The following is a 25,432-nucleotide window of genomic DNA, read 5'->3' on the forward strand; positions in this document are numbered from 1 at the left end:
GCCCCATCCTCCGCCACCCCCAGTAACCCCAACACGACCAACTGCACGTACCCCTTCCGCCCGCCCAGTCGGAGCGCGATAGCCCCCCGATAGGCCACCACCTGCAGTCCCTAGTGCGCCGTACCAGCCGAGCCCTCCGAGTGAACCCACTGGGCAGCCGGCTTCTGGCTCCCCCGAGTGAACCCACCGGGCGTCCCCGAGTGAACCCACCGGGCGTCCGGCTTCGGCGAGTGAACCCACTGCGCGTCCGCCGAGTGAACCCACTCGGCGGGTGAGGGTCGAGTGGAAGGAGTGTGCTGGCGGAAATCGATTGCCGGCGACACGGTGCGCACACTCGAAGGCCGCCCGCAGAGTGGGTTCACTCGCGGGCGGCGGTAAGCGGGGCGGCGGTACACGCGGTCGCGCTCACCTGGGCACTCTGGCCCGCGTGCAGCGGCGGCGGCACGACGAACTGCATGTAGTGGGCGGCCCGCACGAGTCGCCCGCTTCGGCCGAACCCCGGCAACCCCGGTTGCGGACTACCTGCAGTCCGTTGTGCTGGCAGCTGCCCCAGCGCCCGTCGGCACGACGGACTGCAGGTAGGCGCCACACCGACGAGTAAGCCGCCTGAGCCGCATGCGATCAGCCCCGCTCCGGCGACTACGTGCAGCTGTTGGTGTCGGCCGCTACCCCGGTCGGCATCGCGACAAGCCCCAGCGCCTGTCGGTACGACGAACTGCAGGTGGTCGGCCACGCGGACGAACGGGCCGCCTGAGCTGATGTCATCAGCCCGACTCGATGACTACGTGCAGTTGTTCGTGTCGACCACCAGCTGGCCCGCACCACGCCCAGCCCCGGCACCTGTCGGTACGGCGAACTGCGGGTGGCCGGCGCGCCGTACGGGTGCGTCGCGGTGGTGGCTCCTGCGTGAGGGACTGCAGGTGGTCGGGTGCCCAAGGGGTTCCGGGCGCCGGATGGGCCCCGTCCAGGGACTACCTGCAGTTGTTCGTGTTGGCGGTTAGGAGGATCCGAGGAAGCTCAGCACCAGCGGGCTCGCGACCGCCCGGCACTCGTGGAAGTACGCGTGGCGGGCGCCTTGGATGATCTCAACGCGGGAGTCGGGGATCCGCTCGGCCAGCACCTTCGTGTTCGCGACCGGGCTGAAGATGTCCTCGGAACCGTGCAGGATGAGCGTCGGCGCGATGATGTCGGGGAGCCGGTCCCAGGCCTCGTGCTTGTTGCTGGCGACCAAGTGCAGGCCCTTCGCGTACGGCGGCATGTCGCGATCCCCGAGCACCGGGTACGGCGGCGGATTCGCCGCGACCCATTGCGGGGTGTACATCAGGTCGACCAGCACCCGGCCACCTTGGACCGGGTCCGCGAGCGCACGCCGAATCTCGGAGCTCCGCTCATAACCGTGCGCCGGACCAGGCGACGTACAACCCAAGATCAGCTTGGAGACGCGGTCCGGGTGGTTGATCGCGATCCACTGGGCGACCCGCCCGCCCATCGAGGTTCCGTAGACATGCGCAGTCGGCAGACCGAGTTCGTCGAGCACCGCCACGACGTCTTCGGCGAAGCCGGGAGTGGTGTAGACCTCATCGGGTTTGTCGCTGATCCCGGTACCACGCCAGTCGAGCGTGATCGTCTGATAGGCCGACGAGAAGTCGGCGCGAACCGGGTCCCACCAGGTGTGATTGTTGGATTGACCGGCCAGCAGAATCAGTGGTTGTCCCTCGCCACTGAGCTGATAACCGATCCGGACACCATCAAGTGCTGTTGCATACGGCACCCACCCAGTCTGCCCGACGCGAGCTAGGCTCATGACATGCGAGTCGTGATTGCGGGTGGACACGGGCAGATCGCTCTGCGGCTGACCAAGCTGCTGAGTGCTGATGGGCACGAGGTGGTCGGGTTGGTGCGCAACCCCGATCACGAGGCCGATATCGCGGCCGCCGGCGGGAAGGCCGCCGTACTGGATCTTGAGCAGGCTGACGCTGACGCGGTCGCCGACGTGCTGGCTCAGGCCGACGTCGCGATCTTCGCGGCTGGCGCTGGACCGGGCAGCGGGGACGATCGCAAGGACACCGTCGACCGGGGCGCGGCCGCGCTGTTCGCTGACGGCTCCGTGCAGGCCGGCGTACGGCGGCACATCCAGGTCAGCTCGATGGGTGCGGATCGCGCCGACACGCTGACTGATGACGAGTCGTTCACGATCTACCTGCGCGCCAAGAAGGCGGCCGAGGACGATCTGCGCAGCCGCAGCCGCGACCTCGACTGGACGGTCCTGCGGCCAGGCGCTCTCACCAACGACCCCGGCACCGGCAACATCCTGATCGCCGACCAGACCGGCCGCGGCAGCATCAGCCGCGACGACGTCGCGCTGACACTCGCTGGTCTCTGTACGGCGACAGCCTCGATCGGCCGGGTCCTTGAGCTGATCACCGGGGAAACCCCGGTGACCGAGGCACTCGCAAACCTCTGACGTTGCCTGGGGCAACAGATTGTGACGGTTATGGGCGACTCACTGCGCCAGGTCGACTTCGAGCGCCTGGCGAACAGCAGCTACAAGGTGACGAACGCGCGCGGCGGCAGTATCACCGTCGGCTCCGGTGGCGACGACACCGATTTCACGCCGGTCGAGCTGTTGCTCGCCGCGATCGGGACGTGTTCGGCGATCGACGTCGACATCGTGGTCAGCCGGCGCGCGGAGCCGACCGAGTTCACCGCGGTGGTCCGCGGTGACAAGGTCCGCGACGCCGACGAAGGCAACCGGATGGAGAACCTCGCGGTCGAGTTCACGATCCGGTTCCCCGAGGGCGAGGACGGCGACAAGGCCCGCGAGGCGCTACCGCGCGCGGTCAAGATGTCGCACGACCGCCTCTGCACGGTCAGCCGGACGGTCGAGCTCGGAACACCGGTTACGACGACAGCGGTCTGAGGAACTCCCGCACCGGACGCAGCCTGGTCTTGAGCAGTTGCTGCGTCCGCGTGCTGTCCAGCCGGATATGCGAGATCGCGCCCGGGACCGCTGGCAGCGCGTCTGGATCGAGCCCATCCCGTACGGCGATCAGTCGCCCGAGCTCCAGCCTGCTGGCCGCCTCGGCGCCGCCCAGATGTGCGATCCCGGTGTAATCCGACTCGACGAGCTCGAGCAATGCACTGGCGAGGTCGCTCACATGCACCGGGCACCGGATGTTCTCGCTGAAGAACGCTCCCGAGGCACCGCCGGCCAACGCATGCGTGAGCCGCTCTGACTCAGATGTGCCCGCGCTCCCGACGATCAGCGACGACCGGGCGATCACGGCGTTCGGATGAACCGCGCGGATCGCGGTCTCCGCGGCCGCCTTCGCAGCGCCGTACGGCGAAGTCGGGCTCGGCGGCGCATCTTCGTCGTACGGGTCGGGTCCACTGCCGAACACGGCGTCGGTGGAGACGAACACGAACCGGGCCTCTCGCGCAGCGACCGCGAGATTCGCGGGACCGTCGGCCGTGGTCGCCCAGTCGCTCTGTTTGAACCCCGCGTGGATGATCGCGTCCGGACGCACCCGCTGGATCACCGCCGCGACCTCGGCGCGATCACGCACATCGAGCCGCGCACCGCCCTCGACCTTCGCCGAGTGATACGTCGGTACGACGTCGTGTTCGGCGAGCCGCACGACCTCGCTCCCCAGGAATCCGGCCGCGCCGGTGACCAGTAGCCTCACCCAATCACCCTATGCCGGGTCAGTCGCCAGCCTGCGGTTCGAGTGGAGCGGCGCACCTCCGCGACGGTGCGGACCTTGCGCGGTGATCGCCACGTCTGGGCGGGTTTGTGGAACATCCAGCCGTCGCCGATGGTGATCGCGGCATGCTGCACGAGACCGGCCTGGTTGCGCCAGACGAAGACGGTTCCAGGTTCGTTGTCACGGCCGCCCGGGACGGTGTGCTCGGCGAGCCATTCCTCGAAGGGCTCCCGCAGCATCCACACGGAGTCCGCGCCCTCAACTCCGGTCGCGGCCATCACGCTGCCGAAGCAGTTCGGCCCGCTGCCGTCGGCGAAGGTGCCGGCCAGCTCCTGGGCGCGGGGAACCTCGGTGGGCCAGCGCGTCACCTCGGTGTGCCGGCTCGGTCCCATGTCTTCGCTGACGATGACCGGCAGGATCGCGGCCTTGTGCTCGGCGAGCAGCGACTTCCACCAGACGAAGCGGTGACCGTCGGCCTGTGCTTTGAGCTCGGGCCCGAGCAGACCCTGCCAGGCGCGAACAGCCGGTACGGCGCCGCGCCCGTGCCGTACCTGCGCCCGGACCAGCTGAGCGCGGATCGGCTTGTCGAGCGCGGCGAACTGCGGTTCGGTCAGCCACGCGACCACGGTCGCGGTCGAGTCGACGGCGTACGTGAGAAAGGTGTCGCGATCTTCGCGGCTCGGCTCGCGGCCGGTGTCCTCGAGCCCCCAGGCCGCAGCCTGCTGCGGGGTGAGGAAGAACGGCTGCTGGTCGGGAGCCAGCCAGTCGGCCCACTTGTCGAGGAGGGCCGGCGGGACGTCGATTCCGAGGACTCTCACGCGGTCACCCTGGCACAGGAGGTGCCTTAGAGGCCCGGCCTTTTTCTGCCGGGCCTCATCAGGTCACTTGGCGCCGAGACAGAGCGTGTACCGCGTGTAGCGCTCCTTCTTCGTGTACGACGCCTCGAAGCCGGGGAACTGCTCACAGCCACTGTCGTCCGTTGTACCGGTCAGCTTGCCGACGACGCGGTACTGCGCCTCCGAGCTGCTGCAGTCGACGACCTTCACGTCCGGGTCGGAGTTGCTTCCGTTGTTGACCACGCACGACCCGACGGTCGCCTCACTGGTCGACGTGGTGGTGATGTTGCCGATCACGATCGCCGCGATGATCGCGATCGGGAGCACCAGCATCAGGGCCTGCGGGCGATTGAACAGCGGCTTGCCCGGATCCATCGGCTGCCGTTGACCGGGCTGCGGCTCGGGCAGCTGCTTGAACTTCTGCGCCGGGCCGAGGTTCGACAGCATGACGAACGGCGTCACGATCGCGGAGCCGATACCCCACCAGCCCTGCACCATGGTCTTCGCCGTCATGTCGCGCACGGTCGCCGTACCGCATGTCTTGCAGAACGGGCCAGTCAGCTTGAGCCAACGCATCACGATCAGCATGCCCTGGTGACCACGCACCGTGGCGTCGACCGCAGGGAAGCCACCACAGAAGCGGCAGGTGCCCGGCTGGTACTGCACCTGCTGGGGGTACTGCTCCTGCTGCGGGAGCTGCTGTCCTTGCTGGGCGTAGGGCTGCTGGTACGGCCCCGGCTGTTGCTGTCCGTACGGCGCCTGCTGCTCTCCGTACTGCGGTGCGCCGTACTGGGGCGCTCCAGGCGGGGGACCCTGCTGTCCGTACTGCGGCGGCTGCGGCTGACCCTGCTGGGGCTGGGTGTACTGCGGGAACTGCTCCGGCGGGGGACCGTAGTTGCCGGGCTGGGCGTCGTACGGGTTCTGCGGCGGATTTTGTGGCGGTGTGGTCACGGAAACTTCCTGGGACTAGAAGCATGCTGGGTCTATTCGCGAAAGCGAACTTCCGAACCTTACTCACGTCCAGAGTTCAAGTAGCTTCTCGGTTAGCCTTTTCCTCGATGGCACATGACGTGAGTCCGACCTCGCGCACGCTGACGGTGCTCGAGCTGATCCAGAACCGCCCCGGCATCACCGCCGAGCAGCTCGGCGACAAGCTCGGCGTCTCCGAACGCGCCGCCCGCCGGTACGTCGCGATCCTGCGTGAGGCCGAGATCCCGATCGAGTCCGCCCGCGGCCCGTACGGCGGCTATCGCGTCGGCCGCGGTCTGCGGCTGCCCCCGCTGATGTTCAGCACCACCGAGGCGCTCGGCCTGGTGATGGCTGTGCTCGAAGGACCGCGCGGCGCCGATGATCCCGTGGAGAGCGCTCTCGGAAAGATCATTCGTGTTCTCCCTGAGCCGATCGCCCGCTCGACCGACGCTATCCGCAAAGTCAGCGCCCGCGCCGCCGACCCCGGTATCCGCACCCCGGACCCCGCAGTCACCGCCGCCCTTGTCGCGGCCAGCACCGAACGCCGCCGCATCGTCCTCGACTACACCTTCGGCGACGGCGGCACCCGACCGATGGAGGTCGACCCCTGGGCGGTCGTCGTCCGCCGCGGACGCTGGTATCTGCTCTGCTGGTCGCACGCCAAGGAAGCCCAACGTGTCCTCCGCGTCGACCGCATGGCCGGTATGGAGGAGACCGGCGCCGAGTTCTGCGTCCCGGACGACCTCGACCCACTGGCCGTCGTCGAAGAACACCTGGCCATGGGGTGGAAACACGCGATCGAGGTCGTCATCGACGCCTCCGTCGACGACATCCGCCGCTGCTTACCGCGCAGCATGGGCCGTCTGGAACCGCTCTCCGATCAGCAGACCCGTCTGATCGCCAGCACCGACGACCCCTACTGGTACGCCCTCCAGCTCGCCGCGCTCAACACGCCGTACCGGATCGTGTCCCCACCCGAACTCCAGCAAGCATCCCGCGACCTGGCCCGACGACTGCTGGAGGCGAGCACCAGTGCGTGAGCTCGAATTCACCGGCGAGATCTACTTCTGGCGTGGCCCGGCGCCCTGGTACTTCATCACCGTCCCCGACGAGGAGTGCGCCTACCTCGAAGCCGAATCCGCCGGAGTTTCCTACGGCTGGGGCATGATCCCCGTCCACGCCGCCATCGGCAGCACCACCTGGGAGACCTCGCTCTTCCCCAAGGACGGCAACTACATCGTCCCCATCAAGGCCGCTGTGCGCCGGGCCGAAGACCTCGACGACGGCGACGCCCCCACCGTTCGCCTCCACCTCCGCACCTGACAAAGCTGCCTGACAAAACTGTCGGAGGCGGCAGATAACGTCTGGTGCATGACTACGCTGATTGATCGGCCCCATGCGGCGCTGTTGGTGATTGACGTGCAGAACGGCGTTGTTGCCGGGGCACATGAGCGCGACCAGGTTGTCGCAAACATCAAGACTGCTGTCGACGGTGCTCGGGCAGCCGGGGTTCCGGTGGTTTGGGTTCAGCACTCGAGTGCTGACCTGGTGCCGGACACGGAAGGGTGGCAGTTCGTGCCGGAGCTGACTCGGGAGCCTGGTGAGGCGTTGGTGCCCAAGACGTTCGGGGACTCGTTCGAGGACACGACGTTGGAGTCGGTGCTCGAGGCCGGCGGGATCGGGCATCTGGTGGTGACGGGAGCGCAGACGGACGCGTGTATTCGGTCGACCGTGCATGGTGCGTTCACGCGCGGTTATGACGTGACGCTCGTGTCCGACGCGCACACGACTGAAGACCTGTCTGCGTACGGCGCTCCGAAACCCGATCAGGTCATCGCGCACACGAACCTGTACTGGCAGTTCCAGGATGCGCCGGGTCGGACGGCGACTGTGCAGTCTGCCGCCGAGTTGTCGTTCGGCTGAGTTACCAGACGAGTTCGTCCAGGCTGGCGATCCGCCGTACGCCGACGTCGGCGTGCTGGCCGGATCTCGCCAGCAGGACGGCTCCGAGGCCGGCTGCGAGTGCTCCGTGGACGTCGTTCGTCAGGGAGTCACCGACCATCAGCGCTTGGTCGGGCTCGATGTCGAGCAGGGACAGGGCTTGCTGGAACGCGCGTGGGTCGGGTTTGCCGGCCGGCAGATCTTCGGCGGAGATGAAGCGGTCGACCTCGGCGGTCAGTCCGAAGCGGTCGATCTTCTGCTGCTGATGGGCCGAGTTCCCGTTGGTGAAGATCACGGCCTGCAGCCCCGCTGCCCGGACCCGTCGGACGGCGGGGACCGCGTCGTCGAACAGTCGCCAACCGGCTTCGTAGCGCCACAGATACTCACCGAAGATCGCGTCGAGCTCGGCGTCATCGGCGTGCAGCCCCAGAAACTCCCGCACCCGGGCGCGACGCTGCTCGGCGAACGTCAGCTCCCGCCGCTGGTACCTCGGGTAGTGAAGCTGCGACACCGCCGCCCACCGCGCCGCGACCTCCGGACCGGTGACGCCGTACGCCGCGGCCCACTCGACAGCGGCCTGAGCCGCCGCGTGCTCTTGTTCGACCAGGGTGCCGTCGAGATCGAACAGGACAACCTTGAGCACGCGGCGACCTCCAGAGCGGGCAGTCAGAGTCGGTTAGTCAGACTCGGTTAGTCAGACGGTACGGCGTCCAGCGCGGCGATGTCGGTGGGGGAGAGGTGGATGAATTCGGCGGCCAGGTTTTCGCTCAGGTGCTGGACACTGCTCGTGCCCGGGATGGCGAGCATGTGCTCCCCGCGACTGAGCGTCCACGCGAGGCGGATCTGGGCAGGTGTCGCCTCATGGGCATCGGCGAGCTGCTGAACGACATCGGAGGCCGCAACCCCACCGATTTCGCGGTCGGCGCCGGCCAAGGCGAAGTACGGGACGTAGGCAATGCCCTGTTCACCACAGAGCCGGACGAGTTCGTCGTTGACGCGCCCGAAACCGACGCCGTACCGGTTCTGCACGGCGACGACTGGCGCGACCTCTTGCGCCTGGGCGAGGTGGTGCAGGCGGATGTTGGACAGTCCGAGCCCCCTGATGAGTCCCTTCTCTTGAAGCTGAGCCAGTACGCCGAAGTGCTCGGCGACCGACTCCAGCCCTTGCTGACGGAAGTAGACAAGGTCGATGGTGTCGCGGCCGAGGTCTCGCAGCTCCTGCTCGACGAGGCCGGGCAGCTCGTCGGGCCGGACCAGTGGCCGGTCGAGTGCACCGACCTTGGTCGCGATGACCACCTCCTTGGTGCCCGGCGTCAACGCCTCCCGGACCGTCTCGTTCGCCCAGCGCAGACACTCCATGGCGCGCGCGTTGTCAGAAGGGGAGATGGTCGGGTAGAAGGCGGCCGTGTCGAGGTGGTTCACGCCCAGCTCAACGGCCCGCCGGATCAGCGCGACAGCCTTCGTGCGGGCGTCCGGCCCACCGGTCGCCCCCGCCAGCCGCTTCGTCCCGAACCCGACCCGCTGCACTCCCTGCCAAAACTCCATGGACTTGCACCTCGCAATTTCTGGTGATATGGTTATTAGTAGGAATGCATTTACATTCCAATTGGGCATTCGCTCATAATAAAACAGGAATTACTTCCGGTCCACCCTTTCCGGGTGGATTTTTTGTTGCCCCTGTGGGTGTCGCTGCCGGTGCCGCGATCCGGAGTGGCGCCTCGGATCGCCAGCCCACGTGTGACTTTTCCGCCGCTCGCTACGTCTCAGTCAGTAGAGGCGACTGCCGGGGAGGCACTGGTGACCACCGACGTACGGACGCGTTCGGAGCTGCTCGAAATCGGAGTGATCGCTCCATCGGAATACCACGCACTGGCCGATCAGCACGGCGGCCGGAGCTATCTCCAGGTCGCATCCTGGGCGGCGGTGAAGACGGAGTGGAGCTCTGAATTACTGGCTTGGCGTGACGCCGACGGTCAGGTCGTCGGCACCACGCTCGTGCTCTACCGCCGGCTGCCGGGTGTGTCCCGCTGGTACGCCTATCTCCCCGAAGGACCCGACATCGACTGGGCCGATCCGCGCCTGGAGCGCTGGCTGGATCCGCTGCTCGACCACCTCGACCGAAGACAGGTCTTCGCCGTACGGCTCGGCCCGCCCACTGTCCTGAAACGCTGGCAGGCCGCCACCCTCAAGGCCGCCGTACGACGCGATCGCCGGGTGGACGACGTCCTCCCGGATGTGGTGGAGCCGGTGGGAGCATCAGTGGCCGAGCGGTTGCGTGATCTCGGCTGGAGTCGCGGCGGCGAGGACGGCGCGGGGAGTGACGCGCAGCCGCGGTACCTGTTCCAGGTCCCGATCGACGGGCGGACGAACGCCGATCTCTGGGGTGGGCTGAGCAAGGAATGGCGGCGCAACATCCAGAAGGCCGAGAAGTCCGGGATCGAGATCCGGCAGGGCGCAGAGAGCGATCTCCCGGCGTTCTTCGAGCTGCTGGAGGCGACCGAGCGCCGCAACGGGTTCCGGCTCGGCCGGTCGCTGGCCTACTACCAGCGCCAGTACCGCGTGATGAACGCCGAACGCCTCGGCCGGATGCGCCTGTACCTGTCCACTTGGAATGGCGAAGTCCTCGCCGCCCACACGATGAATGTCGTCGGCCGACGGGTCTGGTACCAGTCGGGAGCCTCGGCCAACCATCACCGCGAGGTCCGCCCGAGTCACATCCTGCAGTGGACGATGATGTCCGAGGCGCAGCAACTCGGCGCTGACCGCTACGACATGCGTGGAGTGTCCGACTCACTCGATCCCGAGGACCGCGCCTTCGGCCTGTTGCGCTGGAAGCTCGGCACCGGGGGCGAACTCGTCCAGACCGTCGGCGAATGGGAACGCGCCCTCCCGGGCCCGATCAACCAACTGCTTCTCCGCGCGATGACCCGCTACCGATCCCGCGGCTGAAGAAACCGCTCTCTTCCGCGCCACTGATGACCGCAGCAGCACGCTGTTCCGGAGTGAGCGCTGCCGCGTCGAGTCGCAGATCGAACTCACCGTCCAGCCCCAGACCGAAGTGCCCGCGCGCGTTCCCCAGGTGCCGCCCGTGATGGCGCTCCAGCTCACGCGACTCGAGCACCTCCAACGGCGCCTCGACCGAGACCCAATAGACCGCCCTCCCGGCCAGCGCCTGGCGCCAAGCCGGCACGATCGACTCGTCCACCGGCATTTCGTCGAGAACCACATTGTTCCCGGTCTCGAGTAGAGCGAGCACGGACGCTCGCATGCCCGCGAACATGCGGCGGCCGGCGTCGCCGTACTGGGTGACGATCCGGGGCTTCCCATCCGGATCGGTCAACGTCTCCTGCCAGAACCCCGGCCCCGGCCCACGCCGATGGCCGAGCCAGTCCTGCGGGAACATGTCGTAGAAGTGATCAAGCGCGACCAGCAGATACGGCTCCGGCAGCCCAAGTTGAAGCTGCCGGGCAGTCGACGACTTCCCGGCACTCGACGTACCGATCAAGACAATGATGCGGCCGCTCGTTGTCATGCAACTGCTCCCTCAGAAATGCGTTGCGGGCCTACCGGCGTCCTGTCTCTTCTAAGAGATGCCACCTTCCACTGAGCAAGACCTCCGATGGTGCGTAGAGGTCGAGGGGATGGACGAGTTGCCTGCCACTATGAGCGGATGACAGACATGGTGTGGATCGGTGGATCGCCGGGAGCTGGGAAGTCGACGATCTCACGGCAGTTGGCCAAGGCAAGGGATCTGCCACTGCATCCGGTAGATCTCTGGACCTATGACCATCTGGGCCGGATGCCCGTGTTCAGGTCGTTGGTCGAAGAGGTTGCTGAGACACCGGAGGCAGCCGCTGATGTGTTCGTGAAGATCTCGCGAGCGCGGCTTGACGTTGTGGTGGAAGACGTCACGGCCCGCGACCTCGGACGGGTGCCGGCGCTGGTCGAGGGCCCGCAGTTGTTTCCGTCGTTGCTAACGGCTGACGTTCGCACGGCGATCTGGCTGGTTGCTGACGGTGAGCAGACACGTAAAGCGCGTGAGGAACGGCTTGAGGGAGTCGATGATGCCGCTGCGCGGGCGCGACTGGAGGGCCTGCTGGAGCGGGACGCGATACTCGCGGGTCGCGTGCGGGAGGAGGCCGCAGCCGCAGGCTTGCCGTTGGTGGAGGTGTCTGCCGATCCGGACTGGGCGGCGATCATGGCGATGGTGGAGACGACCCTGGGTCAACTTCCAAGGCTCCGGCCCGGCGACGAGCTGAGCAGGCAACGGCGGATTGAGAATCGTGCAGCCTGTCGTCAAGTGCGGCTGTGGCGGTCTGACCGTGGATTCGCTGAGCTGCCGCGCTTTCCTTTCGCTTGTGAGTGCGGAGAATCCGGCTGTGCTCTGACCTTCGTTGGAACACCGGATGAGTACGAGGCGCGTGCCGACGTTCAACTTCGGGCCGACGGCCATCTAAATCACCACTAGCTCAGCCGCTTCCCGGCACTCGACGTACCGATCAAGACGATGATGCGGCCGCTCGTTGTCATGCAACTGCTCCCTCAGAAATGCGTTGCGGGCCAATCGGCGTGCTGTCATCTTCTAACAGATGCCACCTTCCACTCAGCACGATTTACGGGCCGCTCTCACGAGAGAGCGCTATCCCCGCAGCTCCGGCTACGACCCGGAGTGGATCGTCGAGCGGCCGATGGGTCCGCATCCGCTCTGGTGCATCGAGTCCCTGATGGAGGTGCTGACCCTCGAACCCGGGATGCGTGTTCTCGATCTGGGCTGCGGTGCCGCCGTCTCATCTGTTTTCCTGGCCCGCGAGTACGGCGTTGAGGTGTGGGCGGCCGATCTCTGGACCGACCCCACCGACAACTGGGAGCGGATCCGCACCTGGGACGTCGCCAACCGGGTGCACCCGATCCGGGCCGACGCACGGGAGCTGCCGTTCGCCCGCGGGTTCTTCGACGCGGTGATCAGCATCGGGTCGTATCACTACTTCGGCACCGAATCCCGGTACCTCGCGCATCTACTCGAATTCCTGAAGCCGCACGGCTCAGTCGGCGTCGTGATGCCCGGTCTCGACCACGACCCGGGTCCGACACTTCCGCCGTACCTGGCTGAGCGGTGGACACCGGACCTGTTCACCTGGCTGAGCCCGGACTGGTGGCGCAACCACTGGGAGCGCACCGAACTCGTCGATGTCGCGATCGCCGAGATGATCCCGGGCGGCTGGGACGACTGGCTGCAATGGCTGAAAGCGTGTGATCTCATCGACCGCGGCTACGCGCCTGACGCCAACATGCTTGAGGCCGACCGGGGTGAGCTGCTGGGTCTCGTTCGCTTGGTCGCTCGTCGCCGGTGATCACCCTGCAGTTCCATCCGGACTGGCCCTACCGAGGCGGCATGGTGATCGACTCGATGGTTGCTGACGGCATCTATCGCAGTCAGTTCAGTACCGGCAGCTCCAACGGCGGTCTGACCGCTCACCCCGGCGGTGACCGCTGGCGTTGGGAGTCCCGCCTCTTCACCGGCCGGTACGACGACGCTCCCGCCGACACGCGACCCGTCTACGGCGCATGGAACCGGCACGCCGATCCGTACGGGGGAGCGATCCGCTTCGGCTCCTCCTACCTCCGGCTGCGGCCCGAGGTCGTCGACCGGGCGACCTTCTGCTTCCCGGACTCGGTCTACGAACCGACCGACTTCGGAGACCAGACAGCGCTCCCTCATCTCTGCGCGCTCGCGGACGAGTCGGAGCTGGGCGATCTCGACAACGCGGTCGAAGCCCACGTCCACGGGTCGGTCCGGTTCAGCGCCGACGTGGAGGCCGTCGTACTGGATCCGTCGTTTGCCGGGACAGCTGTCGAGGCCGCGGCGGCGCGGCTCGGTTGCGCGGTCGAATACCACCCGGGCTTCCGGGTCCGCGCTGGCGCGATCGACCCGGCGTACCGCGGACCGCACATCGTCGCCCTGGCCGAGTCACTCGGCGGGCTCATCACTCCAGAGCTGGTCGGCCGAGCAGCCCGCGCTGCCATTCGCCCAGCTCAGGACTTCAAGCGCCTCTGGCACTGCCTGGCCCACTTCGGCCGGGCAGGAACCGCATAAGCAAGCAGGTAAGGTCTGCCGGATGTTCTACGAACCGATCTGGACAGCGAAGATCGGCTGGGTGGTGGCGTCTGTCCTCCACTTCGGGCTGTTGCTGTTCAGTTTCTTCGCAACGACGATTCCGACGGTGTTCCGCTTGTACACCGTCATCGACCTCGGCGCCATCGTCGTCTGGATCCTGCTCGCAACCGGCGGCCGCCAGCTGAGCTGGCGCTACGCCAGTAGGTCGGGAGGTTGGGCCGCGCGCCTCTGGCTACTGATCCCAGCCTGCGGCATCGCCAAGGTCGTGGCCGGGGCCGAGTCGTTCACTCGCCTGGAGGTGGTGCTGAGGTTCGCCGTGTTCCTGGGCGCCATCGCCATCCTCTATCTCACCGCGTCAGCCATGCGCCGCCAGCTTCCGCGGGTCGGCGACCGCGCCCGCGATGCCGGCACGATCTCCCTCGTCGGTCTGGGCGCCTACGTCCTGGCTCTCAACGGCGTCGGCAACGACGCCCTTTCGTACGCAATCGCCAGCGAACCCCTCTACCTCTGGACCTTCTTCGCCGCCCTACTCATCCCGCCCCACGAACCCCGGCCGTAGCCGCAGATACGTGCGACCTACGCCAGGTCGGCGGCGGGACTGTAGTCGGTGGAGAGAGTGAGGTGTTCCCAGGCGTCGAGGTCGCGGTCGACGGCCTCGCGTCCGGCCCGTACCAGGCGCAGAGCGTCGGAGCCGAAGACGAGGTGGGCAGGTGGGTTCGGTTCGTCGAGGATGCGCAGAAGCGCGGCGGCCGCCTTGGCCGGGTCTCCCAGCTGTTGGCCGCTGGCTGTTCGGCGGGCTGCGCGGAGGGGTTCGAACAGCTCGTCGTAGTCGGGGACAGTGCGCGCTGCGCGGACCATGGAGCGGCCGGCCCAGTCGGTGCGGAAGGAGCCTGGCTCGACGGCGGTGACGTGGATGCCGAAGCCGGATACCTCCTTGCCGATGGCTTCGAGGATACCTTCCAGGGCGTACTTGCTGCCGCAGTAGGCGGAGACGCCGGGGAAAGAGGCCAGACCGCCCATGGAGGTGACTGCCAAGATGTGCCCCCGGCGCCGTTCGCGCATGAACGGCAGGAGGGCCTGAACGGTTGCGGCAGCGCCGAAGACGTTGACGTCGAACTGGGCACGCAGGTTGGCCAGGGCCGTCTCCTCGAAGGTGCCCTCCAGGCCGTATCCGGCGTTCGCAATCAGCACGTCGACCGGACCCACGGACTGCTCCACCTCGCCGACCACAGCGAAGACCGCCGCGTCGTCGGTGACGTCGAGAAGGCGGGCGTGCGCGCGCTCGGGGTGCAGAGCGGTGAACGCCTGTCCGTCAGCGTCCCTGCGGACGGTGCCGACGACGGTGTGGCCGGCATCCAGGGCGGCGGTGGCGAAGGCGCGGCCCAGGCCGCTGCTGACGCCGGTGATGAAGAAGACCTTGGTGGTGGGTGTCATGCCTGGTTCTCCTTGTAGAGGACGAGGTGTTCGTGGAAGAGCACACCGTCGCGGATGTATCCGGCTGCTGATTGCCAGCCTGATCGGCCCGGGGAAAGGGGGCCAGGACGAGTCGTGCCTGGGTACGGCGCACCCAGGCACGCCGAAGGGCTGGGGCTTAGCCTGAAGGGGTGACGAGCAACGATCTCGGAGACTTCCTGCGCGCCCGCCGCGCCCGCCTGCGCCCCGACGATGTCGGGCTCGTCTCCTACGGCGCGCGCCGGGTAGCGGGGCTGCGGCGCGAGGAGGTCGCCGTCCTGGCTGGCATGAACAGCGACTACTACGCCCGCCTCGAACAGGGCCGCGAGCGCAGCCCCTCTCCGCAGATCCTCGACGCGATCAGCAGCGCGCTGCGGATGGACGATGAAGCCCGAGAGCACCTGTTCCGGCTGGCCGGCACCGCGCCGGAAGGTGAGCGGCCACAGCCACACGAGACGGTGAGTCCTGCGCTGCGTCAGTTGCTGGACGGATACCCGACCGCCGCGGCGTTCGTGCTGAACCCGGCCACCGACTTCCTGGCGTCGAACGCCCTGGCCGGCGCCCTGTTCTCAGCGTTCGTGAAGATGGACAACATGGCCCGCATGACCTTCCTCGACCCGGCCGCCCGAGAGTTCTTCACCCAATGGGAGCGGGCAGCGGAGGCAGTCGTGACCGGACTGCGCCACGCCACCGGCCCGGACCCGCACTATCGACGCCTGCACGACCTCGTCGACTCCCTGACGGGAGCGAGCGAGGAGTTCGCCGCCCTGTGGTCCGCGCACACCGTGCACGGAAAGACCCACGACGGTAAGAAGGTTGTCCACCCCGACGTCGGGCCGCTCGACCTGACGTACCAGACCTTCGATGTCCGCGGAGCGCCGGGCCAACAACTGGTGATCTACCACGCCGAACCGGGAAGCCCAAGCGCCCAGGCACTGTCCCTGCTCGGCAGCCTCCACGCCACCCGCCACCCGCAGCCTCCGGCTCGCTAGCTCACCGGTCTTGCCGTAGCTCCAGTAGCCGGGCTGGGATCTCCGGCGGGTGGATGCCGAGCGCTTCGAGGCTCTCGACGTCGCGCCAGAGCAGTTCGAAGGAGTTGTCGACCGACTGGGCGTCCAGTTCCGGGCCTGACAACTGCACGTCGCCACGGACGTCCTTCATGAGGAAGTAGTACGCGGGCCGGCCGTTGTGAGTGCCCGTCCAGAGCAGCCGATCGATCTCGGCGGTCAGCGTGGTCTCCTCCGCAAGCTCTCGAACCGCAGTCTCCTCAGGAGTCTCTCCTTCTTCGACATGACCTCCCGGCAGCACCGCGTAGTGATGTCCGGCGCAGTCAGGCCCCGGCGCGTCACTGACCTCGCACATGACGCACTCATCGGCGCGCTGCCGTTGCACGTAGCGCTTGACGACGAGCACCTTCCCGGCCTCGATCACCACTGATATCGCTCTCGGGATCACCATGCCGTGGAGCATGTCAGCGGCCGCCGACAGTTTTGGCCCAGTGCTTCGCGCGGGGGCGGTCAGGTGTGAGACTGGCGCGATGGCGTCCTTTACCCAGTCCGATGATTTGCAGGGTGCAGCGTTCACGGATGTGAACCTCAGCGGAGCGCGGTTCGTCCGCTGCGACCTGTCCGGCGTGGTGCTGCGAGCCGCCGAGGTCGCCGGTGCGGACATCGACGCGCCCTGGCTGCTCGCGGGCGAAAACTCCTTACTGGTCAACGGTGTAAACGTCGCGCCGTACGTCGACGCCGAGCTCAACCGCCGCTTCCCCGGCCGCGAACTCCGGCTCGCCGACAACCCCGAAGCCCTCCGTACGGCGTGGGCCGCGATCGAACACGCCTGGGCCACCGCCACCGACCAGGTCGCCGCGATGTCGGCCGGTACGGCGGACCTCTCGGTCGACGGCGAATGGTCGTTCGCACAAACGCTGCGACACCTCGTGATGGCGACCAACACCTGGTTCGGTGGCGCGATCCTCGGTGTCGCGCAGCCGTTCCACCCCCTCGGCCAGCCGAATGCCGAGTACGAGACCGACGGGCTCGACATGTCGGTCTTCAGCGCGACCAAACCGTCGTACGACGAAGTCTTGGCCGTCCGCGCCGAGCATGTCGCCCAGGTCCGCGACTACCTGGCAACGGTCACCGCGGCCGACCTGGCCGGCGCCCGCAAGAACCCATGGGCGCCGCAATATCCCGAAACCGTGCTCTCGTGTCTCCACACGATCCTCGAAGAGGAGTGGGAACACCTCCGCTACGCCTCCCGAGACCTCGCCACTCTCAGCTAGCCCGCCCGCCTGCAGTCCGTCGTGCATCAGCCACCACCACAACGAGCCCGTACGGCGGAACAGGCCGATCGTGCGCGCGCAGTTCGTCGTACCGACGGGTGCTCGCCGACGCTAACAACTGCAGGTAGTCGCGGGAGCGGAGCTGGTCGCCTGTGGCTCAGGTGGCTTACTCGCCGGTGTGGCCGACTACGTGCAGTTCGTCGTGCCGCCGCCGTACGCGCGCCCGAGTGTCGCGGTGGGCGCGACCGCGCTCATCGCCGCCCGCGAGTGGCAGCACTCTGCGGGCGGCCTTCGAGTGTGCGCACCTTGTCGCCGGAAACCGCCTTCCGGCAGCCCACTCATTCCACTCGGCTCCAGACCCGCCGAGTGGGTTCACTCGCGGGAGCCCACTCGGTTCACTCGCGGAACGTGGAAGCAGGGTGGGTTCACTCGCGGTGCTCGGTTGGTACGGCACTGGGGACTGCAAGTAGTCGCCGGGTTCCTGCCCACCAGCCGATCGCCCAGCGCAGCTTGCGCCGCCGGAGCGCACTACCTGCAGTTGTTAGTGCCGACCACTCGGCTGATCCGCCCGAGTCCACCTCGTGCACCAGGCGGTCCGCGCCCGGCTACCGAGCGGCTCGACTCGGGCACCGGGCCGGCACGACGGACTGCACGTAGTGCCTCTGCATGCCGCTTTGGCCGCCAGGGCAGGCGAAGCTGGCGGGATTCGGCGACTACCTGCAGTTGTTCGTGCACGAGGGGGCGGGCTAAGCGAGTTGTTCGGCGAGGCCGACGATGATGCCTTCGGGGCCGCGGATGTAGGCGAGTTTGTAGCTGTCCTCGTAGCGGGCGATGCTGCCGAGGAGCTCGGCGCCGTGCTTGCCGAGACGTTCGATGACGTCTTCGAGGCCGTCGACGGCGAACATGACGCGGTGCATCCCGACTGTGTTGTGCGGTTGCTTGAGCGGGGCCTCGAGAACTGCCGGGGTGACGTAGCGGCTCAGCTCCAGGCGGCTGTGGCCGTCCGGGGTGCGCAGCATGGCGATGTCACAGCGGATCCCTTCGAGCCCAACGCACTGATCCGCGAACTCGCCGGAGACCTGCGCGCGTCCCTCGACCTCCAGGCCGAGCTCGACGAAGAAGGCGATCGCCGCCTCCAGGTCCTCGAACACGATTCCGACATTGTCCATCCGGCGTACCGTCACGTTGCTGCTCCTCGATCGATTCTGGTCACTTGTACCCCTAGGACGAAGCCGCCCGTCCGTCCTCTACATCAGGAACCGGACCGGCGCAGATGGCGGGGGACCGCCCGCATGACGCGCCCGAGATCGTCGGTGATCGCGGAGACGCGTTCGGCGCGGCCGTCGTCGTCGATGTAGATCATGACGGTTCGTACGTCGGCGTGACCGGACAGTTCCTGGATGTCCTCGGCGTTCAGGCCGCGGCGTTTCTGGTCGGTGATGGCGGTGGCGCGCAGGGAATGCGGGGTGACCTTCTCGGGACGGGGGATACCGGCGGTCTTGGCGAGGCGACGGAGAAGGCGGGTCACGTCGTGGCGGTCGAGGCGGTTGCCGGCAGCGTCAGCCACCAAAGGCGCCGGCCCGGGGCCTGTCCACGGTGGGCGGATGGCGACGTACAGGTCGAGGAGCTCGGCGACGGTGGTTTCGAGGGGGACGCGGACCGACTCGCCGCCTTTGCGAGTGATGACCAACCAGGTACGGCGGCCTTCGTCCTGCCGGTCGGAGTCGTCGGCGCCGCACAGCTCGGAGACGCGGAGCGCGCCGGTGAAGAGCAAACCGACGACAAGCGCGTCCCGCACATCGGTGGCAGCAGCGAGGATCGCGGAGATGTCGTCTGCCAGCAGGACTCGGGCCGAAGTAGCGCGCCGGCCGCGGTGGAACTTGGGGCGGTGGTCGTCATCGGAGATGGGGGAGACCACCTGCAGTCCCCAGCTTGCGGCGTACCGATAGAGGCTCGACAGGGTCGACAGCCGACGGGCAATCGAGGACTCAGTCGCCCCCGCGTCTTGTTGCTGCGTCAGCCACATGGTGATTTCAGCCCGGTGCAGGTCGAGCGCGAATCGGTCGCGGCCGAGCTCTCGGCGCGCCCACTCGGCCCACAGCAGCAAGTCGTCGGAGTACGCGATGCGCGTCTGCGTGCTCGCCCGGCGCGTTCCACCCAGCCACAGCACGGCCAGTGCCGCTAGCTCGGGGGTCAGTACGTCTGTCAGTAGGTCGAGCCGGTCGACCGGTTCTGCTGAGCGGGGGGCTCCCACTGGCCGGCGGGCTCCTAGCGAGCGTCGTACGGCGGCTTCTGTCGCGGCGTCTGGTCTCGGCTTCTCTTCGATCGTTCTTGCGTCACGCCGTTCCAGCTCGCTCGAGCGCTCATCGTCCACACCGCACAGGTTAGCGCATAACGGGGATTATGCGCTCTTTCCAAGATCCGTTTAGTTCCCTTAGTTACGTCAGGTATGACGAAACGAAACAAACTAAACCGTGAACTTAACCACGAAACTACGGTAGGATGCGGAGAATGACGGCGACCGAAACTGAGCTGACTTCGCAGGTCCGCAATGGGCTGTGCGAGTTCCCCGGCGTGAACTGCCCGAACCCGAAGCTGGCCGATGCCGGCGCTTCGGGCCGCCCGCCGAAGTACTGCGGACTGGAGGGCCCCGGGGTCGACGGAAAACTGGTCGTACACAACAAGGCGACGGCTTGGTCGGCTAAGAAGGCCGCTGAGAGACGCCCTGAGCGCGCCGCCGGATCGACGAGCTCCGTGCCGCCGCTACCCGCAGGCCCGGTGACGACCGCCAGGACAACCCTGGAGAACCAGATGCTGGAGCTGCCGCGTCGGCTGGACCAGTTGCAGGAGTTCCTGACCGGCATTACCGCAGCGGTTCGCGCGTACGGCGATGCTGAAGCCGTGGCCGCCGAGGTCGAGCAGCTGCAGGCGTCGTCGCGTGCCCAGGTCGCCGAGGTGGAGCGGCAGCGCGGTGAGGAGGAGCATCGCCGGCGCCAGGCCGAGCAGCAGGCTGCCGAGGCCGAAGATGCCCGGGAGGAAGCCGATGCGGCCGCCCAGGATGCGATCGAGGAGCTGGAATCGGCTCGCTCAGAAGCTCTGAGTGCCCTGACCGCGGCCGAGAAATCCCGGCAGGATGCCGTCACGGCTCGCGAGAATGCCGCGGGCGAAGTGGAACAGGCTCGCGCCGAGGTGGCCGCCGTACGGGAAGCCGCTGTGGCGCAGGCTGAGGAGGTTCGCCTGGATGCCGAGCGGCGGATTGCGGAGATTCAGGCCGCCGTCGAGGTGCAGGTTCAGCAGGCGCGCACGGAGGCTGAGGTTGCCCGGATCGCTCAGGCCACGGCCGAGTCCGAGCGCCAGACCAGCCAGCATGCTGCTGACCAGCTCCGCGCGGAGCTTCGTGAGCTGCGCGACCAGCATCGCTCGGAGCTCGAGAGCCTGCGCATCGAACATCGGGCTGATCGCGACGAGCTGCGCACGGATCACCAAGCCCAGTTGGCCGATATCCGGCAGGCTGCCGCCGATCGGGTCGCTGCCGCGACGACCGCTCAACGAGTCGCCGAACAGATCGCCGAGGATCTGCGGGAGCAGCTCGTCGCTCGTTCCGAACCGGTCGTCGCGCGTCCGGAACCGGTCATCGAGCCGAAATAGTCTTGCGCTTGACCACCTGCGGCCGAAGGCTGATGATGAGCGTACGCCGGACGTGATCAGTCGTTTACGTGCGGTGATACCTGATCACAACAATGCGCGTCGGTTCGTCAATCATTGACGAATTGGCGCGCATTTTTCGCGTTTTACCGGCCGTTGCGCAAAAGTGAAATCGGCCTCACATTTTCGAACCTTGACAGACATTGTCGACCCTTGTCACTCTCAACTGTGAGAGCGCGATCATGTCCGCTCTGCCGCCCAATGCAGTGCCCTGAAGTGAGGTCGAGCCGACGTATGAGTAACAAACTGGGGAATATCTCGGCGATATCCTGGAACAACCTCAGAATTGGTCAAGGACGGGAGGGAACAGTCCGGCGAGCGCTTTCCGTTCTGCAACAGACAGAATGTTTCGAATCACCCTGGCAGATGTGGAGCGCGCTCTATGCGCTCATTTGTGCAGGCGAGTTGCGCCGCGCCGGCCAGCACTGCCTGTGGCTGGCCGAGCATCCGCGGACCTCGAACGAGGCCATGGAAGGGATCAAGCTCATCCAGGCCCGGACGCGCTTCCTGCGCGGCCAGACCGCCCAGGCCCTCGCGTCGTACTCCGAGCCGGTGCCCGCCGACCGGCTGGCAGCGGTCCGCGCCGCCTGGACCGTCGAGGCGATGCTGGATCTGGGGGAGGTGAAGGCCGCCCAGCATCTGCTCCGACACCGCAACCTGGACGGCGTCATACCGCCCGGACTGCCCGGCCGAGGCTCGTTGCTGACCGCCCGCGGCCAACTGCACCTCGCGCTCGGTACGCCGCAGTCCGCGGTGGCCGACTTCATCGAGAGCGGACGGCCACCCACCAACGGCCCGATCGAGAATCCGGCGGTCACCGCCTGGCGCTCACGTGCCGCGCTGGCTCTGGCCACAGAGCGTCCGCCGCTGGCCTCCCGTTTGGCCGACGAGGAGCTGATGCTCGCGATGCGCTGGGGCGCACCGCGCCAGATCGGCTGGGCGCTGCACGCGCACGCCATCGTGCGTGACGATCAGCAGACCGCTGCGCTGCTTGGTGAGGCAGTCGACTTGCTGGAGGTCGCTGACGCACGCAGTGAGCTGATACCGGTGCTGTTCCGCACAGCTGGCTACCTGGCAGCCAAGGGCGATTCGCTTGCCTCGCGGCAGCGCCTGACCCGTGCCTCTGAGCTGGCCCGGGCCGACGGGCGCATGCACTGGGCGAAGCGGATCGACTCGGCCATGCACCGGCTGGAGGGCCGGCGGCCGCATCCCACGCTGACCCGCCAGCAGCTCCGGGTGACCAGTCTGGCCCGCGCCGGATCCACGAACCGGCACATCGCTTCCCAGCTCAACCTGTCCGTGCGGGCGGTCGAGTTCCACCTCTCAGCGGCGTACCGGCGGCTGGGGATCTCGGGACGCGCTGAGCTCTACCAGATGATGGGCTGAAGCCGGGTGCGCCGGCCCTCTTGCGTGAGCAGGATGGCCGGCTGCAGCTCGCGCCGCCCGGAGATGCCCAGCTTGCGGTAGACCGACGACAGGTGGAACTCGATCGTCCGGACCGTCAGGCACAGGTGGTCGGCAATCTGCCGGTTCGTCCGCCCGGGCTGGACTTCTCTCGCGACCGCTAGCTCCTGCGGGGTCAGCCGTGCCGGTCCGGGCGCTCCTTCCAGCTGCTCGATCGCTGCGATGATGCGGCCGCGCCACAGGTCGTTCTGGATCTCTTCGGCGAGTGTGCGTGCCGCACCGAGGAGTGCGAGCGCCGCTGCGTCGTCGCTGCGCTGGGCCCGCAGTACGGCGAGGTCGTACTTGACCCGGATCTGTTCGAGCAGCGCGCCGCTGCCGGCCAGCTCGCTGTCCGCGCTCTGCAGCAGCTCTGCCCGGGTCTCCTCTTCAGTTGCGAGCCGGGCAGCGATCTGCAACGCGATCCCGCTGGTACGGCGCCCGCCCCAGGCGCGGGTGGCGACGACCTCGTCACTGGCCAGTGTCTTGGCCAGCCAGTTCCGCCGGGTCATGTGAGCGCACAGTGCGGCATACGAACGCCAGTTGGCCACCGCCGGGTTCACCACGGCCCACGCGGTCAGCTCCCGGCCACAGGCGGAGTAGTCGTCATAAGCGAGGCCAAAGCGCCCCTCCGCCAGGTGCAGCGCCCCACGCGCAGCGAGCACCTCAGCCCGATCCGGTACGTCGGTCAGTTCGTGGTCGTAACCGTGGAGCCGCAGCAGCTCGTTGGCGGGCTCGAGTTCCCCCAGATCGACTAGGGCGGCGATCCGCCAAGCGACCGTCGCCGGGACCAGGTCAGCCGACAGCCCGCGGCTGAGAAGCGCCCCGAGAAGCTCCGCGGCCTCACGGCTGCGGCCCTGGCAGGCGACGACCCGAGCCAGCAGCAAGGTGAACGCCGGGCAGGTCTCGCCGGCAGCCAGAATCTGCCGCAGGCGACACTCGGCATCCGCGAACTCCTCGGCGTACAGGAGCACCAGAAGCGCGCGTAGCGTCGACGCGATGCCCAATGTGGGCGCCTCCAGCGTCGCGGTGGCGAACGCGATCGCCGGCTCCCGGTCACGCTTCTGGTTGACCGCGAAGAGCACGCGAAGCAGGGCGGCAGCAGAGGGAGCAGCCAAGGCAGGGTCATCCGGTGTACCGCCCACGGCATACACCAGCGGTTCCAGCTCGTCCGCGCGCAGCCGGTGCGGGTCTGCCCCAGCCGCGGTGATGGCGTCGTGCCGTCTGTTGTTGTCGGTCGAGAAGTTCATCGCCAGTTCCCCCGTAGCTCACTGGTAGGCGGCCCGGTCCGCACCATCCGCCTCGAGATCGGCACACCAGGTCTGGTGATTCTCGCCCGCCCATCATGGAGAGTCCCTACGGTGCCACCACAGAGTGTGGTGGTCTGAAGCCTTTCAGTGGTAGGTCGCCGACAGATGCGCCCGCTCGCCCTGCGCTCCGAACAGCGTCAGCAGCTCCGCCGGCTCGGAATTGGCGCTGCCGATCGCATGCGGCTGTGGCAGCCGCCACCGACAGACCGAGCCATTCATTACCGCGGTGACTCGGCCAATTCGATGCCGATCGCGACGACGCCGAGCGCCTCTCGTTCGGGGGGATAGATCTGGCGGATATTGGCGAGCTGTTCCTCGCGGGTGGCGAGAGGATTGACCGAGGCTACCGACTCGGAGTCGAACATCGCCTCGAAGTCGATGTACCGGGCCACCCTGGTGACGCGGGTCAAGACCTCCTGGCCTTGGCAGCGGAACCGGATCAGGGAGCCGGGTTTGATGTTCTTACGGCTGGAGTCATTGACCCGGATCTCGGTGGTCTTACGCCCGGTGGCGATCAGGTCGAAGTACCGCTTGTAGATGCCCATCTCGTGGGCGCGGATCAGCGGTTCGGTGGGTCGTGCGGTCATCAACCGGCCTAGCTCCTTGACGGTGAACGATCGGAAGAAGTGCTTGGGGTCTCCCAGGAGCTCTGACACCAGCCAGACGAGCGCGTCGACGTAGTTGTCGATGGTGCCGGGCCAGGCGGTCGTGTCGAGCATCCACGGTTCGACGTCAGCGGGAAGAACGCCGCGGCCGTGTTCACGTAGCAGCGACTTGGACAGCTTCGCGCCGGTCGGAGCCAGGACCTGCGGCGTGAACACCCGGATCGGCATCTGCCGCGCGGGAGTTCCGAGCGCACCGAGAGCGCCGTCAACGAGCTGGCACCCGAAGGCCCAGTCCCCGCCCTTCATCATCACCTGCAGCGTCGATTCATCGCGGCCACCGGCGCGCTCTTTGACGAGGTTGCGGTACAGGGTGGCCAGGTCGAGGTAAGGCTGGTCGTCCTCGGGGTCGACGTGGGCCTCGTAGGCGCCGTGGTCGAAGCACACTGCGGTGAAGGTGGCTCCGTCCTCGTCGAGGCGGGCAAGCTTCGTCCGGTCGGCGCGCTTTTGCGCCCAGCCGCACTGCGGACACGGGATCCGGACGTGGACGGTTCCGTGCGAGGGAGCCAGCCACCAACGGATGTCCTCAAGGTGTTCCAGCGACCGCAGGAACTCGGCCCGGAACGCGGGAGTGGCCTGCTGGTCGGTGTAGGTCTCGACGGCATAGACGGTGTCGGTGGCTTGCGAGACCGAGTTGAAGAAGGCCCGGTAGTAGGTCCCGATCAGGGCGCCGATCTGGTCCTTGCCGAGGGCATGGAAATAGGTCTGCTGGTAGGCGGTGTGGGTCTCGGGATCGAGGACGACGTCGTACGGAGCGTTGTCCAGTGCCCCGAAACGCACGCTGGTGTCGATGGAGAACTCCCGCCGGGCCAGCTTCGCCAACAGGAACGCCGACGTCTGCACGAGATTCGTTCCCAGATGCGGAGCTCCGTTGATCTGGGTACCGACCACGAACTCGATCCGAGCCGGACGATTGGCCAGCACTCGCGGCCGGAGCAGGTCGATCGATCGCAGCAGTGCGTTGGCCAGCACGCTATTTGGCGATAGCAGCAGCGACGTCTCGGACGAAGTCATCAT

General features: G+C 67.3%; 28 protein-coding genes. 14 read left to right on the top strand and 14 right to left on the bottom strand.

Going from position 1 to position 25,432, the window contains the following annotated elements; translation table 11 throughout:
* Positions 1 to 639: 639 nt before the first annotated feature.
* Positions 640 to 765, bottom strand: a complete 126-nt coding sequence (locus tag E1263_RS44050) for a hypothetical protein (RefSeq protein WP_272949667.1) — start codon at positions 763 to 765, stop codon at positions 640 to 642.
* A gap of 232 nt (positions 766 to 997) precedes the next feature.
* On the bottom strand, positions 998 to 1,771 hold the full coding sequence (locus tag E1263_RS14680) for an alpha/beta fold hydrolase (protein ID WP_202868878.1): 774 nt from the start codon (positions 1,769 to 1,771) through the stop codon (positions 998 to 1,000).
* Positions 1,772 to 1,807: 36 nt separating this feature from the next.
* Here E1263_RS14680 and E1263_RS14685 point away from each other — a divergent pair, with 36 nt between their 5' ends.
* Positions 1,808 to 2,464 (top strand): SDR family oxidoreductase, encoded by a 657-nt coding sequence (locus E1263_RS14685; RefSeq protein ID WP_132167851.1) that lies wholly within the window; start codon positions 1,808 to 1,810, stop codon positions 2,462 to 2,464.
* 30 nt (positions 2,465 to 2,494) lie between these two features.
* The gene (locus E1263_RS14690) at positions 2,495 to 2,920 is read left to right on the top strand and encodes an OsmC family protein (RefSeq protein ID WP_132167852.1); all 426 of its coding nucleotides are present in this window, start codon (positions 2,495 to 2,497) and stop codon (positions 2,918 to 2,920) included.
* On the opposite strand, the gene E1263_RS14695 is transcribed toward E1263_RS14690, so the two are convergent.
* The 3 genes from E1263_RS14695 to E1263_RS14705 all read right to left on the bottom strand — a co-directional run bounded on the left by E1263_RS14695 (position 2,901) and on the right by E1263_RS14705 (position 5,491).
* Positions 2,901 to 3,686, bottom strand: a complete 786-nt coding sequence (locus tag E1263_RS14695) for an SDR family oxidoreductase (protein WP_132167853.1) — start codon at positions 3,684 to 3,686, stop codon at positions 2,901 to 2,903. The two genes, E1263_RS14690 and E1263_RS14695, sit on opposite strands and share 20 nt — an antisense overlap.
* A complete protein-coding gene (locus E1263_RS14700) occupies positions 3,683 to 4,522 on the bottom strand; it encodes an alkaline phosphatase family protein (protein ID WP_132167854.1) in 840 nt (279 codons plus the stop codon). Before E1263_RS14700 ends, E1263_RS14695 begins: the two co-directional genes overlap by 4 nt.
* A gap of 63 nt (positions 4,523 to 4,585) precedes the next feature.
* Positions 4,586 to 5,491, bottom strand: a complete 906-nt coding sequence (locus E1263_RS14705; protein ID WP_132167855.1) for an LppU/SCO3897 family protein — start codon at positions 5,489 to 5,491, stop codon at positions 4,586 to 4,588.
* A gap of 107 nt (positions 5,492 to 5,598) precedes the next feature.
* Here E1263_RS14705 and E1263_RS14710 point away from each other — a divergent pair, with 107 nt between their 5' ends.
* Genes E1263_RS14710 through E1263_RS14720 form a run of 3 tightly spaced genes read left to right on the top strand, consistent with a single transcriptional unit; the run spans position 5,599 to position 7,432 of the window.
* Positions 5,599 to 6,549 (top strand): helix-turn-helix transcriptional regulator, encoded by a 951-nt coding sequence (locus E1263_RS14710; RefSeq protein ID WP_132167856.1) that lies wholly within the window; start codon positions 5,599 to 5,601, stop codon positions 6,547 to 6,549.
* Positions 6,542 to 6,832, top strand: a complete 291-nt coding sequence (locus tag E1263_RS14715; protein WP_132167857.1) for a DUF1905 domain-containing protein — start codon at positions 6,542 to 6,544, stop codon at positions 6,830 to 6,832. Before E1263_RS14710 ends, E1263_RS14715 begins: the two co-directional genes overlap by 8 nt.
* Positions 6,833 to 6,880: 48 nt before the next feature.
* The gene (locus E1263_RS14720) at positions 6,881 to 7,432 is read left to right on the top strand and encodes a cysteine hydrolase family protein (RefSeq protein ID WP_132167858.1); all 552 of its coding nucleotides are present in this window, start codon (positions 6,881 to 6,883) and stop codon (positions 7,430 to 7,432) included.
* A 1-nt stretch (position 7,433) separates the two neighbouring features.
* Here the strand turns inward: E1263_RS14720 and E1263_RS14725 are convergent, their stop codons facing one another.
* Together E1263_RS14725 and E1263_RS14730 are read right to left on the bottom strand one after the other, a co-directional pair.
* The gene (locus E1263_RS14725; protein WP_132167859.1) at positions 7,434 to 8,093 is read right to left on the bottom strand and encodes an HAD family hydrolase; all 660 of its coding nucleotides are present in this window, start codon (positions 8,091 to 8,093) and stop codon (positions 7,434 to 7,436) included.
* Between the two features lie 47 nt (positions 8,094 to 8,140).
* The gene (locus E1263_RS14730; RefSeq protein WP_238161246.1) at positions 8,141 to 8,995 is read right to left on the bottom strand and encodes an aldo/keto reductase; all 855 of its coding nucleotides are present in this window, start codon (positions 8,993 to 8,995) and stop codon (positions 8,141 to 8,143) included.
* Between the two features lie 252 nt (positions 8,996 to 9,247).
* Here E1263_RS14730 and E1263_RS14735 point away from each other — a divergent pair, with 252 nt between their 5' ends.
* Positions 9,248 to 10,399 (top strand): lipid II:glycine glycyltransferase FemX, encoded by a 1,152-nt coding sequence (locus E1263_RS14735; protein WP_238161247.1) that lies wholly within the window; start codon positions 9,248 to 9,250, stop codon positions 10,397 to 10,399.
* Here E1263_RS14735 and E1263_RS14740 read toward each other — a convergent pair.
* Positions 10,350 to 10,982 (bottom strand): phosphotransferase-like protein, encoded by a 633-nt coding sequence (locus E1263_RS14740; protein ID WP_132167861.1) that lies wholly within the window; start codon positions 10,980 to 10,982, stop codon positions 10,350 to 10,352. The genes E1263_RS14735 and E1263_RS14740 overlap by 50 nt on opposite strands.
* 138 nt (positions 10,983 to 11,120) lie before the next feature.
* Between E1263_RS14740 and E1263_RS14745 the strand changes: the two genes are divergently transcribed.
* The 4 genes from E1263_RS14745 (at position 11,121) to E1263_RS14760 (ending at position 14,124) form a co-directional block, all read left to right on the top strand.
* On the top strand, positions 11,121 to 11,918 hold the full coding sequence (locus tag E1263_RS14745; RefSeq protein WP_238161248.1) for a nucleoside/nucleotide kinase family protein: 798 nt from the start codon (positions 11,121 to 11,123) through the stop codon (positions 11,916 to 11,918).
* Between the two features lie 121 nt (positions 11,919 to 12,039).
* On the top strand, positions 12,040 to 12,801 hold the full coding sequence (locus tag E1263_RS14750; protein ID WP_132167862.1) for an SAM-dependent methyltransferase: 762 nt from the start codon (positions 12,040 to 12,042) through the stop codon (positions 12,799 to 12,801).
* Entirely contained in the window at positions 12,798 to 13,544 is a 747-nt protein-coding gene (locus tag E1263_RS14755; protein ID WP_238161249.1) for a DUF3626 domain-containing protein, read from the top strand. The genes E1263_RS14750 and E1263_RS14755 overlap by 4 nt, the downstream gene beginning before the upstream one ends.
* A gap of 22 nt (positions 13,545 to 13,566) precedes the next feature.
* Positions 13,567 to 14,124: a hypothetical protein gene (locus tag E1263_RS14760; RefSeq protein ID WP_132167863.1), complete on the top strand. Its 558-nt coding sequence runs from the start codon at positions 13,567 to 13,569 to the stop codon at positions 14,122 to 14,124.
* Positions 14,125 to 14,141: 17 nt separating this feature from the next.
* Here the strand turns inward: E1263_RS14760 and E1263_RS14765 are convergent, their stop codons facing one another.
* A complete protein-coding gene (locus E1263_RS14765) occupies positions 14,142 to 14,999 on the bottom strand; it encodes an oxidoreductase (protein ID WP_132167864.1) in 858 nt (285 codons plus the stop codon).
* Between the two features lie 170 nt (positions 15,000 to 15,169).
* Here E1263_RS14765 and E1263_RS14770 point away from each other — a divergent pair, with 170 nt between their 5' ends.
* Positions 15,170 to 16,009, top strand: a complete 840-nt coding sequence (locus tag E1263_RS14770; protein WP_132167865.1) for a helix-turn-helix transcriptional regulator — start codon at positions 15,170 to 15,172, stop codon at positions 16,007 to 16,009.
* A 1-nt stretch (position 16,010) separates the two neighbouring features.
* Here the strand turns inward: E1263_RS14770 and E1263_RS14775 are convergent, their stop codons facing one another.
* The gene (locus E1263_RS14775) at positions 16,011 to 16,475 is read right to left on the bottom strand and encodes an NUDIX domain-containing protein (RefSeq protein ID WP_202868879.1); all 465 of its coding nucleotides are present in this window, start codon (positions 16,473 to 16,475) and stop codon (positions 16,011 to 16,013) included.
* Between the two features lie 79 nt (positions 16,476 to 16,554).
* On the opposite strand from E1263_RS14775, the gene E1263_RS14780 reads away from it, so the two are divergent.
* Positions 16,555 to 17,298: a DinB family protein gene (locus E1263_RS14780; RefSeq protein WP_132167867.1), complete on the top strand. Its 744-nt coding sequence runs from the start codon at positions 16,555 to 16,557 to the stop codon at positions 17,296 to 17,298.
* A 746-nt stretch (positions 17,299 to 18,044) separates the two neighbouring features.
* On the opposite strand, the gene E1263_RS14785 is transcribed toward E1263_RS14780, so the two are convergent.
* On the bottom strand, positions 18,045 to 18,482 hold the full coding sequence (locus E1263_RS14785) for a VOC family protein (RefSeq protein WP_132167868.1): 438 nt from the start codon (positions 18,480 to 18,482) through the stop codon (positions 18,045 to 18,047).
* Between the two features lie 68 nt (positions 18,483 to 18,550).
* Entirely contained in the window at positions 18,551 to 19,672 is a 1,122-nt protein-coding gene (locus E1263_RS14790) for a tyrosine-type recombinase/integrase (RefSeq protein ID WP_132167869.1), read from the bottom strand.
* 137 nt (positions 19,673 to 19,809) lie between these two features.
* On the opposite strand from E1263_RS14790, the gene E1263_RS14795 reads away from it, so the two are divergent.
* Positions 19,810 to 20,946 (top strand): coiled-coil domain-containing protein, encoded by a 1,137-nt coding sequence (locus E1263_RS14795; RefSeq protein ID WP_132167870.1) that lies wholly within the window; start codon positions 19,810 to 19,812, stop codon positions 20,944 to 20,946.
* Between the two features lie 423 nt (positions 20,947 to 21,369).
* A complete protein-coding gene (locus E1263_RS14800) occupies positions 21,370 to 22,389 on the top strand; it encodes a helix-turn-helix transcriptional regulator (protein WP_165956616.1) in 1,020 nt (339 codons plus the stop codon).
* Here the strand turns inward: E1263_RS14800 and E1263_RS14805 are convergent.
* Positions 22,371 to 23,693: a helix-turn-helix transcriptional regulator gene (locus E1263_RS14805; RefSeq protein WP_132167872.1), complete on the bottom strand. Its 1,323-nt coding sequence runs from the start codon at positions 23,691 to 23,693 to the stop codon at positions 22,371 to 22,373. The two genes, E1263_RS14800 and E1263_RS14805, sit on opposite strands and share 19 nt — an antisense overlap.
* A 278-nt stretch (positions 23,694 to 23,971) precedes the next feature.
* On the bottom strand, positions 23,972 to 25,432 hold the full coding sequence (locus E1263_RS43630; protein WP_238161250.1) for an ASCH domain-containing protein: 1,461 nt from the start codon (positions 25,430 to 25,432) through the stop codon (positions 23,972 to 23,974).

This window comes from Kribbella antibiotica, assembly GCF_004349055.1.
In the GTDB taxonomy this organism is placed as follows: domain Bacteria; phylum Actinomycetota; class Actinomycetes; order Propionibacteriales; family Kribbellaceae; genus Kribbella; species Kribbella antibiotica.